At 62.0% G+C, this 17,157-nt stretch carries 12 protein-coding genes and 1 tRNA gene; 6 read left to right on the top strand and 7 right to left on the bottom strand.

Annotated features, from left to right (window positions below; all coding sequences use genetic code 11):
• The first annotated feature begins 4 nt into the window (after positions 1 to 4).
• Positions 5 to 1,024, top strand: coding sequence for a GlxA family transcriptional regulator (locus G6N78_RS26050; RefSeq protein WP_165218904.1), 1,020 nt, complete (start codon positions 5 to 7; stop codon positions 1,022 to 1,024).
• 4 nt (positions 1,025 to 1,028) lie between these two features.
• Here the strand turns inward: G6N78_RS26050 and G6N78_RS12690 are convergent, their stop codons facing one another.
• The 4 genes from G6N78_RS12690 to G6N78_RS12675 form a co-directional block, all read right to left on the bottom strand.
• The gene (locus tag G6N78_RS12690) at positions 1,029 to 2,411 is read right to left on the bottom strand and encodes a diguanylate cyclase (protein ID WP_165218902.1); all 1,383 of its coding nucleotides are present in this window, start codon (positions 2,409 to 2,411) and stop codon (positions 1,029 to 1,031) included.
• A gap of 18 nt (positions 2,412 to 2,429) precedes the next feature.
• Positions 2,430 to 3,287 (bottom strand): response regulator, encoded by an 858-nt coding sequence (locus tag G6N78_RS12685; RefSeq protein ID WP_165218900.1) that lies wholly within the window; start codon positions 3,285 to 3,287, stop codon positions 2,430 to 2,432.
• 146 nt (positions 3,288 to 3,433) lie between these two features.
• Entirely contained in the window at positions 3,434 to 5,947 is a 2,514-nt protein-coding gene (locus G6N78_RS12680; protein WP_165218898.1) for a GcvT family protein, read from the bottom strand.
• Between the two features lie 185 nt (positions 5,948 to 6,132).
• Positions 6,133 to 8,616, bottom strand: coding sequence for a mechanosensitive ion channel family protein (locus tag G6N78_RS12675; RefSeq protein ID WP_234905791.1), 2,484 nt, complete (start codon positions 8,614 to 8,616; stop codon positions 6,133 to 6,135).
• Positions 8,617 to 8,824: 208 nt separating this feature from the next.
• Between G6N78_RS12675 and G6N78_RS12670 the strand changes: the two genes are divergently transcribed.
• The gene (locus G6N78_RS12670) at positions 8,825 to 9,076 is read left to right on the top strand and encodes a GlsB/YeaQ/YmgE family stress response membrane protein (protein ID WP_165218894.1); all 252 of its coding nucleotides are present in this window, start codon (positions 8,825 to 8,827) and stop codon (positions 9,074 to 9,076) included.
• A 77-nt stretch (positions 9,077 to 9,153) separates the two neighbouring features.
• On the opposite strand, the gene G6N78_RS12665 is transcribed toward G6N78_RS12670, so the two are convergent.
• Complete coding sequence (locus G6N78_RS12665; RefSeq protein ID WP_165218892.1) at positions 9,154 to 9,645, bottom strand: heme-degrading domain-containing protein; 492 nt, start codon at positions 9,643 to 9,645, stop codon at positions 9,154 to 9,156.
• A 261-nt stretch (positions 9,646 to 9,906) separates the two neighbouring features.
• Here G6N78_RS12665 and G6N78_RS12660 point away from each other — a divergent pair.
• Positions 9,907 to 9,982: transfer RNA gene (locus tag G6N78_RS12660), tRNA-Lys, on the top strand.
• 218 nt (positions 9,983 to 10,200) lie between these two features.
• Here G6N78_RS12660 and G6N78_RS12655 read toward each other — a convergent pair.
• Together G6N78_RS12655 and G6N78_RS12650 are read right to left on the bottom strand one after the other, a co-directional pair.
• Positions 10,201 to 10,461, bottom strand: coding sequence for a DUF6074 family protein (locus G6N78_RS12655; protein ID WP_165218890.1), 261 nt, complete (start codon positions 10,459 to 10,461; stop codon positions 10,201 to 10,203).
• Positions 10,462 to 10,592: 131 nt separating this feature from the next.
• The gene (locus tag G6N78_RS12650) at positions 10,593 to 11,276 is read right to left on the bottom strand and encodes a thermonuclease family protein (RefSeq protein WP_165218889.1); all 684 of its coding nucleotides are present in this window, start codon (positions 11,274 to 11,276) and stop codon (positions 10,593 to 10,595) included.
• Between the two features lie 195 nt (positions 11,277 to 11,471).
• On the opposite strand from G6N78_RS12650, the gene G6N78_RS12645 reads away from it, so the two are divergent.
• The 3 genes from G6N78_RS12645 (at position 11,472) to G6N78_RS12635 (ending at position 17,139) form a co-directional block, all read left to right on the top strand.
• Positions 11,472 to 13,367, top strand: a complete 1,896-nt coding sequence (locus G6N78_RS12645; protein ID WP_165218888.1) for a sensor domain-containing diguanylate cyclase — start codon at positions 11,472 to 11,474, stop codon at positions 13,365 to 13,367.
• A gap of 98 nt (positions 13,368 to 13,465) precedes the next feature.
• Positions 13,466 to 13,687: a DUF982 domain-containing protein gene (locus G6N78_RS12640; protein WP_165218882.1), complete on the top strand. Its 222-nt coding sequence runs from the start codon at positions 13,466 to 13,468 to the stop codon at positions 13,685 to 13,687.
• Positions 13,688 to 13,878: 191 nt separating this feature from the next.
• Positions 13,879 to 17,139, top strand: a complete 3,261-nt coding sequence (locus G6N78_RS12635; RefSeq protein ID WP_165218880.1) for an alpha-1,4-glucan--maltose-1-phosphate maltosyltransferase — start codon at positions 13,879 to 13,881, stop codon at positions 17,137 to 17,139.
• Positions 17,140 to 17,157 lie beyond the last annotated feature (18 nt).

Raw genomic sequence — 17,157 nt, 5'->3', positions numbered from 1 at the left:
CTCGATGAACAAGCCCCCTGCCAAGAAGCGTACGCTCGTCTTTTTTCTCGTTCCGCATTTCACCATGCTGCCGTTTGCAGCCGCCGTCGAAACCCTGAGGATCGCTAATCGCATGCTGGGTTACCCCGCCTATGACTGGCGGCTGGCATCGGCGGATGGCGAAAAGGTCTATTCGTCGAGCGGCATTGCCATTGAAGTCAATTCGTCGCTCGCCGACGAACGCCGCAACCTGGGTGGCGAACATCGCCCCAACATGGTGCTGGTCTGTTCGGGCGTCTATGTCGAGGAGTTCAACAACAAGTCGGTCAATGCCTTCCTGCGCGAGACCTATAACCGCGGCGTCGCGGTCGGCAGCCTCTGTACGGGCGCGCATGTGCTGGCCCAGGCAGGACTGCTGAACGGCAAGCGCTGCGCGATCCACTGGGAAAACCTGCCCGGTTTTGCGGAGGCCTTCCCGCAGGTGGAGGTCTATGCCGATCTCTACGAGGTGGATGCCAATCTCTACACCTGCGCCGGCGGCACCGCCTCGCTCGACATGATGCTGAACCTGATCGGCCAGGATTTTGGCGAGACGCTGGTCAACCGCGTCTGCGAGCAGCAGTTGACGGACCGGGTGCGCAACCCGCACGACCGCCAGCGCCTGCCGCTGCGGGCGCGCCTTGGTGTGCAGAACGGCAAGGTGCTGTCGATCATCGAACTGATGGAAGGCCACCTGGCCGAGCCGCTATCGCTGGTCGAGATTGCCGATGCGGTCGGCCTGTCGCGGCGCCAGATCGAGCGGCTGTTCCGCCAGGAAATGGGCCGCTCCCCGGCACGCTACTATCTGGAAATCCGGCTCGACCGGGCGCGACACCTGCTGGTGCAATCCTCCATGCCGGTGGTGGAAGTGGCGGTCGCCTGCGGCTTCGTCTCCGCTTCGCATTTTTCCAAGTGCTATCGCGAGGTCTATAACCGCTCGCCGCAGCAGGAACGCGCGGAACGGAAACTGACGATGAACCCGTCGCGCACCGGCGTCGTGGTGTAACGGCTCAGGTGAGGTAAAGAACGTCGCCGCCCGTTTCGAAAGGCTGCGGGCGGCGGGATTGTCCGGCCTCTCCCATGACGCGCATCCAGTGGTCGGAGAAGACGCGGTCGCGGCCGCTCTGCTTCGCCATGAACAGGAACTGGTCGGCAGCGTTGAGATAATTGTCGAATGTCTCGCGCGCCTCGATCTCGGCCACGCCGATCGAGACGGTCACGGACACCTCCTGCGCGCCAGCGACGAAGCGGAGCTTGGCGAGCTCCTGGCGCAGCATCTCGCAGAAGATCGAGGCACGCGCGCCGTCCATGCCGTGCAGAAGAAGGGCAAACTCCTCCCCACCGAGCCGTGCGACAAGATTCTGGTCCATGTCCACCAGCTGCTGCATGCGTGTCGCAAGCCCGGTCAGGATGGCATCGCCGAGATCGTTGCCATAGGTGTCGTTGACGCGGCGGAAATGATCAATGTCGATCAGCGCCATGGAACAGGAAACGCCGGTCTGCAGGCATTTCTCGATAAGGTCCGGCCCCATCATGTAGAAATAGCGCCGATTGAACAGGCCGGTCAGGTAGTCGCTCGCTGCGGCGATGCGCAATTGCTTCATCTGCGACAGCGTATCGATGGTGTGCGCCACACGGCACTGCACCTCTTCGACCAGCAACGGCTGATAGATCACATCGTTGGCGCCCGCCTTGATGAAGCCGACGGACAGGAACCGGTCTGCGGTCGGCAGGATGCCGATGACACGCAGGCGATCGTCGCCATGCTTGCGGCGGATGCGCCGGCAGAACTGCAGACCATCCATGTCCGGCAGATGCTGACCGATCAGCACGAGTTCGATATCGGGATTGATCTCGATGAGCGTACGGCCCTGCTCGCCTGTCGCCACCTCGACAACGGTGAGAAGCTGTGCCCGCAACAGCGCGGCAAGCTGATCGCGCGCCTCTCCAGGCTCGTGCACCAGAAGCACGCGGACGTCACGATTGGCCAGCGCGCGGCGCACCGATTCGACAATCATGTCGCACGCGCGCTCGTTGTCCTTGATGACATAATCAACGACATGCCGATCCAGGATGCGCTCGCGGGCGCCAAGATCGAAGCTGCCGGTAAAGACGACAACCGGAATGCCATAGCGGATGACGAGGTCGAGGACCTCCCCATGCGGAGAGCCGGGAAGGTTCAGGTCAACGACGGCAATCGGGTAATTCTGTTCACCGCGCTTCAGCGTCTCTTCAAGCTGCGGCATCGAAGCACAATGCACGACACTGCGGCCGATTTCCTCCCGAAAGCGATAGGAGAGGATGGACGCGAAGGTGCGGGAATCTTCGACGAGAAGAACCGGTCCGTCCTTTCGATCGCGCTTTGGTGCAACGATCTGCTGAACATACGGCATGCCGGTTCCTTCCTACGCTTACGCCGGCACCGCGGCCTTTCCAACAGGACGACGCTCGTTGGCGGCCTGCATGGACTTAATCTGCACCAGAGTGTCTAGGTTCTGGTTAACGCGGCAATAGAACTCTTCGTCAATGAAAGGTCGCAGCATGAAGTCATTGCCGCCGGCCTTCAGGAAGCGCGCCGACAGCAGACGGTCCGTCGAGGAGGAAACGCCGATGACACGCAGTTCGTGCGAACCGCGCACCGAGCGGATACGGCGGGTGAGTTCGAAACCATCGATGTCCGGCATGTTGTAGTCGGTCACGACGAGGCCGATATCGGCATTCTTCTTCAGAAGCTCGATCGCCTTGGCCCCGCTTTCAGCAACGCTGACGCGGAAATTGTAGCGCTTGAGACGGGTGGACAGAAGTGCACGCGCCGTCGGGCTGTCATCGACGATCAGCACGTGGTGACGGTGGTTGGTGAGGAAGCGGCAGACCGATTCGACCAGCATTTCGACGGCAAAGACGTTGTCCTTGAGGATGTAGTCGACGATGTCCTTGGCGAGCAGCTTTTCGCGGGTGTGTTCCTGGAAGGTGCCGGTGAATACGACGGTCGGGATGTTGAGATCGAGCAGATATTCCAGCGCCTCGCCGTTTTCGGCACCGGGAAGGTTGATGTTGGAGATCGCCAGTGTCACCGGCTCCTCCGACAGTTCATTGGCCATCATCAGATCTTCGTAGGTCCGGCAGATCTCGGCTTCGATCCCGAAGATCTCCTTCAAACGCTGGCGGATCATCGACGTGAAGACGTTCGAGTCTTCCGCGACAATAATGCGGGCCTCCGGAAACTGTTCGCCAGAATACTGCATTCCAGATACGCCCAGATAAGTCATGGTCAACCTTTTGTGTGATCTCTGGCGACACAATCTAGACATCACGACTTGCTGAAACATTAAGCGCAATTGTTCGAAATCGGGATTGGCAAGAAAAAAGCGGCCCGAAACGGACCGCTTTCATCGCGTGGTCAATAAAGTATTGCTTAGGCTCTGAGCACCGCATTGTCCGGATCGAACGGGCTCTCACCGACGACTTCCGCCTCATAGAGCGTGCCGAGGATCTTCACCTTCAGCGCTGTGCTGATCGCCGCATGCTCAGGCTTCAGCATGGCAAGCGCCAGCGACTTGCCCACACGCCAGCCGTAGCCGCCGCTCGTGACCCGGCCGACCAGTGCACCGCCGGCATCATAGATCGCTTCGGAGCCGCGTGCATCGACCTCTGTCGTGCCCTTGACCTCAAGCGTTGAGAAGATCCATTTGAGGCCGTTGTTCTTGTAGGCGACGAGACCATCACGGCCAATGAACGGCTTCTCCGGTTTGACGAAGCGGTCGAGACCGGACTCGTAGGCATTGTATTCGATCGACAATTCGCGGCCCATGTTGCGGTAGGATTTCTCGACCGCCATAGAGACCATGGCCCGGATGCCGAACGGCTTGATCCCGAACTCGGTGCCGGCCTCCATCAGCTGGTCGAAGATATAGGCCTGCATTTCGATCGGGTGATGCAATTCCCAGCCCAGTTCGCCGACGAAGTTGACGCGCAGCGCATGGGCGGAGGCGACGCCGACCGAGATCTGCTTGCCCGTCAGCCAGGGGAAATCCTTGTTCTCCAGGCTGGTGCGCGTGAGCTTCTTCAGCACCGCGCGGGACTTCGGCCCGGCCAGAACCAGCACGCCATACTTCTGGGTGATCGGCTGCAGCACGACGGAGCCGTCCTTCGGCGCGAGACGCCAGAGAAGGTCGTGGTCATGTGCCTCGAGACCACCGGCCGAGACCATGTAGAAGCGACCGGGCGCCCATTCGTAGATCGTGAATTCCGCCCGCACGCCGCCGGCCGGTGTCAGGATGTGGGCAAGCGCGATGCGGCCGCGCTTCTTCGGGATGGCATTGGCAAAGATCGATTCCAGCCACTCGCGCGCACCGGGACCAGAGACTTCCATCTTGGCGAACGGCGACATGTCGAGCACGCCGACATTCTCCGTGACGTTCTTCACCTCGTTGCCGACATGCTCCCAGTAATTCGAGCGGCGGAACGACCACTTTTCGACATAGCGCCCGTCTTCGAGCGGCGGTGCATAATTGTGGTTGGTGATGACGTCGGCGCCGACGCCCTTTTCGCTCTCCGGCAGTTCGTAGCCTGCCGGCGCATACCAGTTGGCGCGCTCCCAGCCGTAGACCGAACCGAAGACGCCGCCGAGCTTTTTCAGACGGTCATACACCGGCGTCGTCTTCAGCGGACGCGCCGCGGCCCGCTCCTCATCCGGATAATGCATGGTGAAGACGTTGGCATAGGCCTCCTCATTCTTGGCGATGAGGTAGCCTTCCGTCGCATAGGGGCCGAAGCGCCGCGGATCAACGCCCATCAGATCGACGGTCGGCTCGCCATCGACGATCCATTCGGCAAGCTGCCAGCCGGCACCGCCCGCGGCGGTGATGCCGAAGGAATGGCCTTCGTTCAGCCAGAAATTTTTAAGCCCCGGCGCCGGACCGACGATCGGATTGCCATCCGGCGTATAGGCGATCGCGCCGTTATAGACCTTCTTGATGCCGACTTCTCCGAAGGCCGGCACGCGGGCGATCGCCGTTTCGATATGCGGCATCAGGCGGTCGAGTTCTTCCTGAAAGAGTTCGTATTCGCTCTCGTCGGACGGGCCATCGACATAACAGACCGGTGCACCGACTTCGTAAGGGCCAAGGATCAGGCCGCCGGCCTCCTCGCGCATGTACCAGGCCGAATCCGATTCCCGCAGCACGCCCATTTCCGGCAGGCCCTGTTTTCGACGCTCCTGGATCGCCGGATGCGGCTCGGTGACGATGTACTGGTGCTCGACCGGGATGACCGGGATATTGATGCCGACCATCTCGCCGGTCTTGCGGGCAAAGGAACCGGTGCAGGAAATGATGTGCTCGGCGATGATCTCGCCCTTGTCGGTCGTCACCTTCCACTGGCCATCGGCGCGTTGCTCGATGCCGGTCACGGTGGTGTTGCGGTAGATCGTGGCGCCGCGGTCGCGCGCACCCTTGGCGAGCGCCTGGGTCAAATCGGCGGGCTGGATGTAGCCATCGTCCGGATGCTGGATCGCGCCGAGCAGGCCATCCGTCTCACAGAGCGGCCAGATCTCCTTCACCTCATCCGGCGTCAGGATGTTGACCTTGACGCCGATCGTCTCGGCAATACCCGCATAATACATGTACTCGTCCCAGCGGTCCTTGGTGCGGGCGAGACGGATGTTGGAGACTTTCGAGAAACCGACATTCATGCCGGTCTCTTGCTGCAGTTCCTCGTAGAAGCGGACCGAATACTTGTGCAGCTGACCGACGGAATAAGAGAGGTTGAACAGTGGCAGCAGGCCCGCCGCATGCCAGGTCGAACCGGAGGTCAGCTCCTTGCGTTCGATCAGGACGACATCGCTCCAGCCCTTTTTCGCCAGGTGATAGAGCGTCGATACGCCGACGACGCCGCCTCCGATCACCACTGCCCGCGCCTGTGTCTTCATCGCTCTCGACCCCTCTGGTACGACCCGCCTGCCAAGACCTGTGCCGGGGCGGTGACATTCTATTCGAGCGGACTATGCAATTCCCGTCGAGTGTCCAAACGCCTGTTTACGACATGGGCGAAGCTTTGCCGCGACGGAGCCGATTTTGCGCCGGACTTTGGCAGCACATCACCCAGCCTCGAACGTCAGGCGTTCATCTCTCCCTCGGCGGTGTTTGTGGCGTTCTCCACGGGTGCACGCGCCTTTTCCCTTGCCGGCACGGTAAACACGGTTCCGGTGATATTGACGTCCTGATGCGGATAGGGAATTTCGATGCCCTCTTCCTCAAAGCGGCGCAGGATCTCGACGCGGACGGCCGCACGTGTCGCAATCCCCTCGCTGATATCGGCCAGGTGGAACCGCAGTTCGAAATCGAGCGACGAGCCGCCGAAGCCAATGAAATCCACATGCGGTTCGGGATTGTGCAGCACATTCGGTGTCGTCATGGCGATATCGAGCAGGATCGCCATGACCTTTCGCGCATCCGAGCCATAGCTCACGCCAACCGGAATTTCCGACCGCTGCATGCGGTTCTTGTGCGTCCAGTTGCCGACCGAGGCATTGATGAGGTCGGAATTCGGCACGATGATCGTCTGCTTGCGGAACGTCTCGATCTCGGTCGCGCGCACCGAGATGCGCTTGACGATGCCTTCCGTCGTGCCCGTCACGACATGGTCGCCCACCTTGAAGGGGCGCTCGACGAGCAGGATGAGACCGGACACAAAGTTCGAGACGATGTTCTGCAGGCCGAAACCGATGCCGACCGAGAGCGCGCTTGCCACGAGCGCCAGGCTGGACAGGTCGATGCCGGCGGCCGATACGCCGATGATCACGGCGACCGCCACCCCGATGTAACCGATCCCGGTCTTGACGGAGTTGCGCACGCCCGTATCGACATGACCGCGGGCCATGACGTTTCGATCGATCCAGCTCTGGACGAAACGGGTGACGAAGTAACCGGCCACGAACAGCAGGATGCCCACGAGAATGCCGATCAGGGAGATGGAAATGCTGCCGATCGAGATCTGCGTGAACAGCCGGACAGCCCCGGCCTGGATGTCCTGGATCTGGAAGCCCCAGGTCAGCAGGATCAGTGGAAGTCCGAAGAGAAGCGCCACGGCGTAGATGCCGAGGCCGGCCCCAAGGCCGATCTGGTCGAGAGCGATCTCGCTGAGCCTGTAGCGCCCGGCGAGATAGCGCCCGACGGCGGTCTTGGTGAACGCCCCCTGCTTGCCGACGGCCCGGCCGGAGAGAACGCCGATATACATCGTAACGACGATGGCGCCTGTCAGCACGATCTGCATGGCGACGAAACGAGCAAGCCCCACATAACCCGACAGAACGGCCAGGATCAGCACGCCACCGGCCAGCCGCAGCAACAACGGAAAACCCCTGGGCCAGGGCCTGCCTTGCGCATGCGGGTCCTTATCCTCGGCAAGAACCGGCTTCATGAACGACATCAGGATGAGGATCACCCCGATCAACACCGTGGCGACGACGCTTCTGGTGATGGTCAGCGCGACCGGTGAATTCAGTGCCTCGCTGATTTCCGACAGCCAGTAGTCCAGACTGTTGATGACCGCCATCAGCATCGTCAGCCGGTAGAGGCGGCGCGCGCCGCGGTTCGACAGCCGGATCAGGCGCCAGTGCGGATGGGCCGGCGAAAAGATCAGCCCCGCGAGCCTCGCCACGAAGAAGACCACCCAGATCGTGCCGAGGAAGGAGGCGACGATCGGCGCGATATCCGGTCTCAGCACGTTGAAGCTAGCAAGGAAGAAAAACGTGGAAAGCAGGAAGGCCGACAGCGACATCGTCTGGATGATGAGGGACCAGAAGGCAAAGGAGAGCCGCGTGATGTAGGGCGGATTTTCCATCGCGAGGTCACGCGTCACCATCTTGCCGAACAGGCGGTAACCGCCGGCGAGAAACAGCAGGGCCGCCCCCATCGACAGGATGACCGCGCCGAGCAAAGACAGCTTCTTGAACTTCCAGGCAAAGCTCAGCCAGCTCGCCATCGTATCGCCGAAAGCTTTGATTTCCGAGAGGAAGGCCGACGCGGCATCGGAAAAGACGGCAGGCGAGAGGTCGGTGTGTTTCAGGATGGTGGCGGAGAACAGTCGGCGGCGCTGCTCGGTGATCTTGTCGGACAGGCCACGGGCAGTGCTTGCCAATTGCCCCATCTCGCTGCTGATCGCGGTGATTTCCGTCCGCTCGGCGGTCAGGCGGTTTCGTTCCTCCGTCACCACGGCGGCTTCTGCCGGCTGGCCGTCCTTTGGCGGCTCGCCGAGTTCCTTCAGGCGCGCCTGAATCTGATCCTGTCGCTGCTTGGTCTCGCTCAGAAAGCTGGAAATCTGGGCGACCAGATCGTCGGCTTCCGCCTTCACCTCCGCAAGCTGGATATCCTCGACATTATTCGCCCCGGCCCGCGCCGTCAGGAGGTCAAGCTTCTTGCGCGCCTCCGCCGCCAGCACCCTCGCACGGGCAGTGAGAGATTCCGGATTGGCAGGCTGCGCGACCGGTGTCGTTTGCGCTTTGGCGGATGGGATGAGGCTCGCCCCGACCCCCGGCACGGCAACGGACGAAATGAAGAGCAGAAGCAGGCCGGCAACAGCGGCAGGAAAGGAGCGCAACGATAGGATCCGCACAACGAGAGACCTTCGAGAGGAACATCACCAGATACCGACAAGCGGTGAGAAAGAAAAGCCGGACAACCCTCGGTCAGCCGGGCGGCTCATCAACGCAAAACTCCGGGCAGAACTATGACGGTGGTTCAACGATGGGAACAATGCCGCCCTTTACCCGTTGACTGGCCGACATTGGAACAGAGGGAGTAAGGTTATGGAAAGTGCAGGTATCGGCTGGATTGCAGCAATCATCATCGGCGGTATTGCCGGCTGGCTCGCTGAGCAGTTCATGAAAAGCAACATGGGCATTCTGATGAATGTCATCCTCGGCATCGTCGGCGCCATCATCGCCAACGCCATCCTCGGTATCTTCGGCATCGTGCTTGGCGGCTGGATTGGCTATCTGATTGCCGGCTTTATCGGGGCCTGTATCCTCATCGCCGTCGCCCGCATGATCAGGCGGTAAAGGATCGCCAGACAAATGACCGGAAAGGGCTGCCCATCGGCGGCCCTTTTTGCATGTAACCGATGCCGCAGGATGATTTAAGGGTGCCTCAGCCTCTGCGGATCGAGTCCGCGGTGCACCGCCAGTGACTCGATGACGAGATTATGGTCGTCCCTCTGCGGAAGGCCGGACACGGTGACCGCACCGATACAGCCGACGCCTTCGACCAGGATTGGAACGCTGCCGCCATGCGAGGCGTAATCGGCAGTGGGCAGCCCCCATTTCTCCTCAAGCGTCGTCTTCTGCTGGGCAAGCTCCAAGCCGACACCGTAGCTGGAACGCAAAAACCGCAAGGCGATGTTCCGCTTGCGGCGAATCCAGTGCTCGAAATCAGGCCGCGCGCCAGGCATGGCGGCAAAGAACGCCTGCATTCCGTTGATCTGCACATCGATCGACAAGATATGCCCGGCGGCGGCAGCGACGCCGTGGATATGCTGCCCCACCGACCAGGCTGCCCCCAGATCAAACCGCTCGAAGCGGAGGGCCTTTTCCTGTTCGCCAATCCGCACGATATCGCTTTCGATGCTCACGGCCTTCATCCTCCCGACAAAAATAGCTGTCACTAGATGGCTGCCGCCGGTCAGACTGTAAAGGTGCGACCGGTCTCGCATTTTTTTGTCAGGCCGTTTTGCACCGCAAAAGCCTTAATTCCAGGGGTTTCCGCAGCGCGGCAATGCAGAGCGGCGAAAACAGTCGAAAGTTTTTTTGTCCGGACGCTAGACAAGCCGAAACTTCCCCTTTATACGCCCCATCACACCGGCGGCGCCGAGACAAACGGAAGCCAAACGGACGGGTGATTAGCTCAGTTGGTAGAGCAGCTGACTCTTAATCAGCGGGTCGTAGGTTCGAGCCCTACATCACCCACCACTTAACCGGTGACTCAAAAGAACAATCGCAAGGCGCTGATAAGCCTGAGATATACTCAGGCTACCAGAACTTCGATAGCGGTTGCCGCCTTCTTTCCCGAGCAGATCCCCCTCCGTCCGCCCGATTTCGCCGCCTGACCGAATCAGCCTTCACGGCATGAAAAAGCCGTCGCTTTCGGCGACGGCTCGCGTGGTGCAAAATGCGTGTGGTTGAGCCTGTCAGGCCCAGGCGTCCAGCGCTTCCGGATCGTCTTCCGCAAACAGCTGCTGCAGTTCCATCTGCACGGCATTCATGAACAGTGCCGCCTGGTGGGAGATTTCGGCAGGCTCAGCGCCCTGGGCGCTCAGCGTGCGGGCAAAACCGGCCATTTCCTGGCGCCAGAAGAGGTTTGCCTCTTCTCCGTGAAGGGAAAGGAGCGCCTGCGCACACCGCCGAATATCTGCCGTCCGTCTGTCGGCTGGGAAATGTGCAAGCGTCATACTCTCTCCTGATACACACATCTTCGAATCACTGAACTCCTCGCAACAATCGCCTGAAGTGGTTCCCAAATTCTAAACAAGGTTCAGAGACTTCGAGTTGATTCCCCGCGCGAGACACCCGGCACCCCTGCTCAGCACCATCCCTTGCCCATGTCCGACACGCCGTGAACGAGGCCTTCGCGGATCAACTGCGCACCGATCGACTGGCCGTTGCGCATCACTACACGCAGCTTGCGCCCGCGCGGATCTTCGTCGCTGTTGGGCCAATCGACGAGCTCGAAGGCGCCGGCATTCAGGAGATCGCGCAGCCTGACCTTGGCGGCAAAGCCCTTGTCGCGTTCCGCCTGGCACCGGGCCTTTTCAGTTTCCGGCGCCACGACGTCGGCAAGGTTGATGGCCTGCTTGCGGAACCAGAACAGATCTCCGCTCTGGACGCAGTTATCGAGACCGGAGGTGCCGCAGAAATAAAACGTGCCGGTAAAGCCCTTGCCGGTCATCTCGCCCGGCTCCGGTTTTGCCGGAACGGCCGCTGGACGCGCCACAGGCTGGACCGGATGAACCGGCAGCGTATGGGCACTGTCCGACCGGGCTGACGCCGCGCTATTGTCCGCTGTCGCCTGACTTTTCGATAAGGGCAGCACCCCCGTTGGAAGCCAGCGCATGACCTCCTGCTTGTGCTCGAAAGCCGCGATTGCGCCCGCCGTTGCGACCAGTGCCAATAGCCAGGGCCAGGTGCGACCTTTCCCGCTCGCCTGTCGACTGCGTCCTGCCTTGCGCCGCGGGCGCCGTCCCTTGCTTGCCGTTGCCTGTGCCATGACCGTCCCATCCTGATGCAGCGCATCATCGGACGAGGAGGTTGCCAAAGGGTTTTCGGAGTTGTTTTTAACGGCCCGTTTATCGTGATATTGCAGCCCGGCGCCTGGCCGGGCAACAACAGGCCCAAATTCAGCAGTTGCTAACGCAATCACGATACGCTCGCGATCCTCACGCCAGGCTGGAACCACCGAGGAATGAACGAGCCGAAAAATCCCTTCACGACCCTGCTCGTCATGCTGGCGGGCATTCTGGCCGTGGCGGCGCTTGCGCTGTGGGCAGAAAGCAGCAACAAATCGGCGCATCTGCAGGGTCTCGACAACGGCCTGCGCCACGCGGCCCTTTCGATCGGCAACGATGTCGTGGATAGCATCGAGATGGCCGATATCGTTCTTCTCGGGCTGACGGGTGAAATCAAGGCCTATGGCGGTGTGGATCAGGTGGGCACGCGGCTCGATCACATCATCGCGGAATTGTCGAAGCACGCGCCCGACCTGCGCAACATCCACGTGATTGGCAAGGATGGACATCTGATTGCGACGACGGTCACCAATGCCGACATGCACCGGACATTTGCCGATCGCGCCTACTTCCAGTATCACGCGACCACTGCATCCGATGAACCTCTGCTGGGATCGCCGATCGTCAGTCGCCTGAGCGGCGAACATATCGTCACCATCACCAAGCGGCTCAACGATCCGTCCGGAGCGTTTGCCGGTGTGGTCGTCGCACATCTCGCGATCGACCGGTTCAATACGCTGTTGGAACGTTACATGAGCGCCTTCGGCAGTGCGAGCGCCGTTGTGGTGCACACAGACGGGACGCTTCTGGCGGCGACAAGCGAGTTTGCGAACCGGATCGGGGAAAAGGTCAGCTTGCCACCTGTCCAGGCAGATCTGCAGGACCAGCTTTCCACCCCTGTGACGACCCGAGCCTGGTCGCTCGATGACAGATCGCGCCGCACGGCAAGTTTCGCGTCGAGCCACCCACCGGTCTCGATCACGCTCGGCATTTTGCAGGACAGTATCGCACAAGAATGGGCGTATGACAGCCGCGACCGCTGGTTCATCGGCATCGCCCTGATGGTGGCAGCCGTAGCGCCCAGCCTGCGCTGGTACCGGCAGGCAAAACTCCATCATGCGAGCATGACGACGTTGCGCCAACGTGAACAGGAACTGCAACTGCTCGCCGATGCCTCCGGCGATCTCATCGAACGCCTCAGCGTTGACGGTGTCCGCGAATATGTCTCGGCCGCCGCCGTCGATGTGTTGGGCTGTCGCCCGGTCGATCTGGTTGGCACACGCGTCTTCGATCACCTCGCGCGCGAGGACCGCCTTACGACCACCGAAAAATTCGTCGACTTCAAGCGTGACGGCTCCGAGATCAACCGGGTCGTCTCCCGCTACCTTCGACCGGATGGCAGCGAGGCCTGGCTGGAGACGACGCTGACCCGGCTCGAGGCGCATGGAATACTGCGCGGCTTCGTCGCGATCACAAGAGACGTGACGCGGCGCAAGTTGCGCCACGACGAACTGGACGCGCTTGCCAATACCGACACGCTGACCGGCCTTGCCAACCGCCGCGCCTTTGACACGGCATTGACGACGCGCCTGCAGGCGGCGCGCGACAACGCCACACCTCTCTCGCTCCTCATCATCGACGTGGATCGCTTCAAGCTCTATAACGACACCTACGGCCATGCGAGCGGGGACGATTGCCTGAAAGCCGTCGCGACGGCCACGCGTTCCGCCGTGCGCCGCGATGATTTCGTCGCCCGCTACGGGGGAGAAGAATTCGCCGTCCTCCTCGAACGGGCCGATGCCGATGCCGCGCGGGCAACCGCCGAAAAGATCCGTCGCACCATCGCTTCGCTGCGGTATCCGCACGAGCGCAACCTTCCGTGGGGATACGCCACCATCAGCATCGGTACGGCGACCACCGGCACGGACGAGATCACGCCCGATACCGCCCACATGCTGTTCAATGCCGCCGACGCGGCCCTTTACCGTGCCAAGGGTTCAGGCCGCAACCGCGTGCAGAGCGACGATGGGACCAATGACGATACGGATGCCGGCAAGGTCGTAAACGTCTAAGACGCGCCTTTCCGAGATCGCCTCCAAGCGCCTGCTCTGGAACTTTATCGTCGCCCGGCAGTTGCCTGCATCATCAGGCACACGATCGGGAGGAAGACATGCACGAGGCACAATGGCAAAAGCCGGTCCGCGCGGGCGGACGTGCGATCCGCAATCCGCTGGAGGCGATCCGTTTCATGGACCGGGAATGGCCGGCGCGCAAGACGATGAGTTTTGCCCAGGCTCACCGCACCTGCCTTGCAGCCCTCGACGGCCGCCAGCCGGCGGACGATGCCCGCACCAGCTTCAAGGATGCCGTGGACGAGGCACAGCTGCACTGAAGCCCGCCGACATCTGAACGAGGTCGCAGGCCGCCGTCCGCCGCGTCGCAGCGGCGTCCGACGGGCGCTGTCGATCGTCCTCTTTGAGCCAGGTTTCGACGGCCGCCCCCGATCGCCAGGGCCTTCTGCGGGAACCTGCCCCTCCCCTTGGCGTTAGGCCAAGGCACACCCGTCAAGGAGGAAGATCCCCCATGAATGTCGCCGAACCGCTGCCGTCCCGGATCACGACCCCGTCTCCTGCGCCGAGGCTCTATTACGTCCACCCGCTGATGCTGGGCGACGGTACGGCCTGGGAAGGCATGTTCCGGCACGCAAGCGATCTCGGCTTCGATACGGTTTTGACCGCGCCGCTTGTCGCCCGACCAACAGGGGGCAGCGTGTTTGTGGCCCGCGACGCCGACCGGCTCGACCCGGCCTATGGCCTGGGCGAAGATGTGGACGCGGGGCTCCGCAGGCTCTGCGAGATGGCAAAGGCGCACGGTCTGCGGCTGATGGTCGATCTCGTCCTCGACCGGGAGGCCGTCGATGAGGATGCGCCGTCTTCCGTGCTGGCCGATCCTCGTCTCTCCCCCAACGACCGATCCAGCCGACAGGTCATGGCCGAAGATGCCGGTACCGCCGACCGGATGCTGGCAGCCTGGGGTCCGCGGCTGGAGCGGATGGTCGAGGCCGGAGTGGCCGGTTTCCGCTGCCTCGGGCTTGATCGGGTGCCGGAAGAGACCTGGCGTCAGCTGATCAAGATCGCGACCGACCGAAATCCGACGTGCGTTTTCCTCGCCTGGACCCCGGGCACGAGTTTCGACCTCCGCCGTCGCCTGCCCGATCTTGGCTTCCATGGCTGCTTTTCCTCGCTCGCCTGGTGGGATCTGGAAAGCCGCTGGTTTATGGAGGAATACGAGATCCAGCGCCGTTTCGCCTTTCAGATCACCTTTCCCGAGGCGCCGTTTGCGCGGCGCCTGGCGCACGGCATGGACAGCACCGAGATCCGCATGCGCCGCGCCCGTCAGGCATTGCATCTCTCCGCGACGCTCGGCCAGGGCCTGATGATCCCGATCGGCTTCGAATATGGTGCGACCGCACCATTGGATCCGACCTTCGGAGATGGCGAAGGATTGCGCGGCCTTGCCGAACGCCAGACCTTTGACCTGTCGGCCGAAATCCGCGCCACCAATGGGCGGCTGCAAGGCACCGCTGACGCGTTTTCCCAAAAGCCGCTGCAGCTGATTGCCAGCACCCAGAGCCCGGCCCTCGCGCTCATGCAGGCCGATAGCGAGGATCGACGCAGGGCCCGCAGCGTGCGCCTTGTCGTCGTCAACCGCGACCTGCGTCGCAGCGCGCCGGCGCCGCTCAATGCGTTGCGCGAGGCAGCTTCCGCCTTTCTGCCGCTGAAGCCAGCAGACCAGCCGCAGTCCGACACCATTCCCGCAGCCCTGCGCCTGCAACCGGGAGAACTGCGCCTGCTGGAAGGCACGGCTTCGCCCGCCATCCGCGACGCGGTTCCGGCAGAGGACGTGATGGAGGCGGCTGCCTCCCCCCGGCTTGCCATTGAGGCGATTACGCCCGCGGTCGATGACGGGCGCTTTCCGGTCAAGCGGATCGTCGGCGAGACGGTAACCGTCGAAGCCGATGTGTTCGGTGACGGCCACGATCCGATCTCCGCCGCCCTGGTCTTCCGGGCCGCTGACGAGGCGGACTGGACCGAAGTGCCGATGCGCTTGATCGAGAACGACCGCTGGCGGGGGGAGTTCACCCCGCGCCGCATGGGGCGCTACGAGTTTGCCGTCGAAACCTGGCGCAATCCCTTCCAGATCTTCCGCTACGAATTGTCGAAGAAGCACGAGGCGCGGCTCGACCTTAAGCTCGAATTGCAGGAAGGCGTAAACCTCATCCGCGCAAGCCTTGACTCCGCGTCAGGCTACACGGCTGAGGCGCTGCAGGATCTTCTGACGCAACTTGACCAGGCAGCAGAGAGCGAGCGCGTTGTCATGCTTCTGGCGCCGGAGACCTTTGCTCTGATGGCAAAGGCCGACCGACGCCCACACCGCGTCCGCTCGCAAGCAATCCCGCTCGATGCCGAGCGGCGGGAGGCGGGTTTTGCCAGCTGGTACCAGATCTTCCCCCGCTCGCAGAGCGGTGATCCGAACCGCCACGGCACCTTCGACGACGTGATCCAACGGCTCCCCGCCATTCGCGAGATGGGCTTCGACGTCCTCTATTTCCCGCCGATCCATCCGATCGGCAAAACGAACCGCAAGGGCCGCAACAATTCGCTGACCGCGGGTCCCAATGATCCGGGCAGCCCCTATGGCATCGGCTCGGAGGATGGCGGCCATGACGCGATCCACCCGGAACTCGGGACCTTCGAGGACTTTCGCCGGCTGGTCGCAGCAGCCGAAGAGCATGGGCTGGAGATTGCCCTCGATCTCGCCATCCAGGCCTCGCCTGACCATCCCTGGCTGAAGGATCATCCCGGCTGGTTCGACTGGCGGCCGGATGGCACGGTGCGCTACGCCGAAAACCCGCCGAAGAAATACGAGGACATCGTCAACGTCGATTTCTACGCCAAGGATGCGGTGCCGTCGCTCTGGGTGGAACTGCGCGACGTGGTGCAGAAGTGGGTCGATAACGGAGTAAAGCTCTTCCGCGTCGACAATCCGCACACAAAACCCCTGCCCTTCTGGGAATGGCTGATCGCCGACATCCGCAACCGCCATCCCGAGGTCGTCTTCCTCTCGGAAGCCTTTACGCGGCCGAAGGTGATGTACCGTCTCGCCAAGGTCGGCTTCTCGCAGTCCTACACCTACTTCACCTGGCGCAACACGAAGTGGGAGCTGGAAACCTATATGCGCGAGATCACCACGGAAGCACCGAAGGAGTTCTTCCGCCCACACTTCTTCGTCAACACGCACGATATCAACCCGGATTTCCTGCAGAACGCCCCGCGTTCCGCCTATCTGATCCGGGCAGCACTCGCCGCCACCCTCTCCGGCCTCTGGGGCGTCTATAACGGCTTTGAACTCTGCGAAGGACGGCCGGACGCCAAGCGCAAGGAATATGCGGATTCGGAGAAGTACGAGATCCGCGCCTGGGATTATGACCGCCCCGGCCACATCAAGGGCGAGATCGCGATGCTGAACCGCATCCGCCGCGAAAACCCGGCATTGCATTCGCATCTCGGCCTGAAGCAGCTGATCGCCTGGAACGACAACATCATGTTCTACGAGAAGGCGAGCCCCGGGCGGGAGAACGTCCTGCTCGTCGGTGTCAGCCTCGATCCGCACCATGTGCAGGAGGCCGATGTCGAGATACCGCTCTGGTCATGGAACCTCCCGGACCATGGCGCGCTTAACCTGGAAGACCTCGTCACGGGCCAGACTTTCGTGGCGACGGGCAAGTGGCAGAGGCTGAGGCTTCAGCCGCACCTGCCCTTTTCCATCTGGCGCGTACGGTAACGGGAGGAGATGACCATG

It is taken from the genome of Allorhizobium pseudoryzae, assembly GCF_011046245.1.
Taxonomy (GTDB): Bacteria; Pseudomonadota; Alphaproteobacteria; order Rhizobiales; family Rhizobiaceae; genus Neorhizobium; species Neorhizobium pseudoryzae.
The sequence above is the reverse complement of the archived record's forward strand: the minus strand, read 5'-3'. Positions and strand labels throughout refer to the sequence as shown.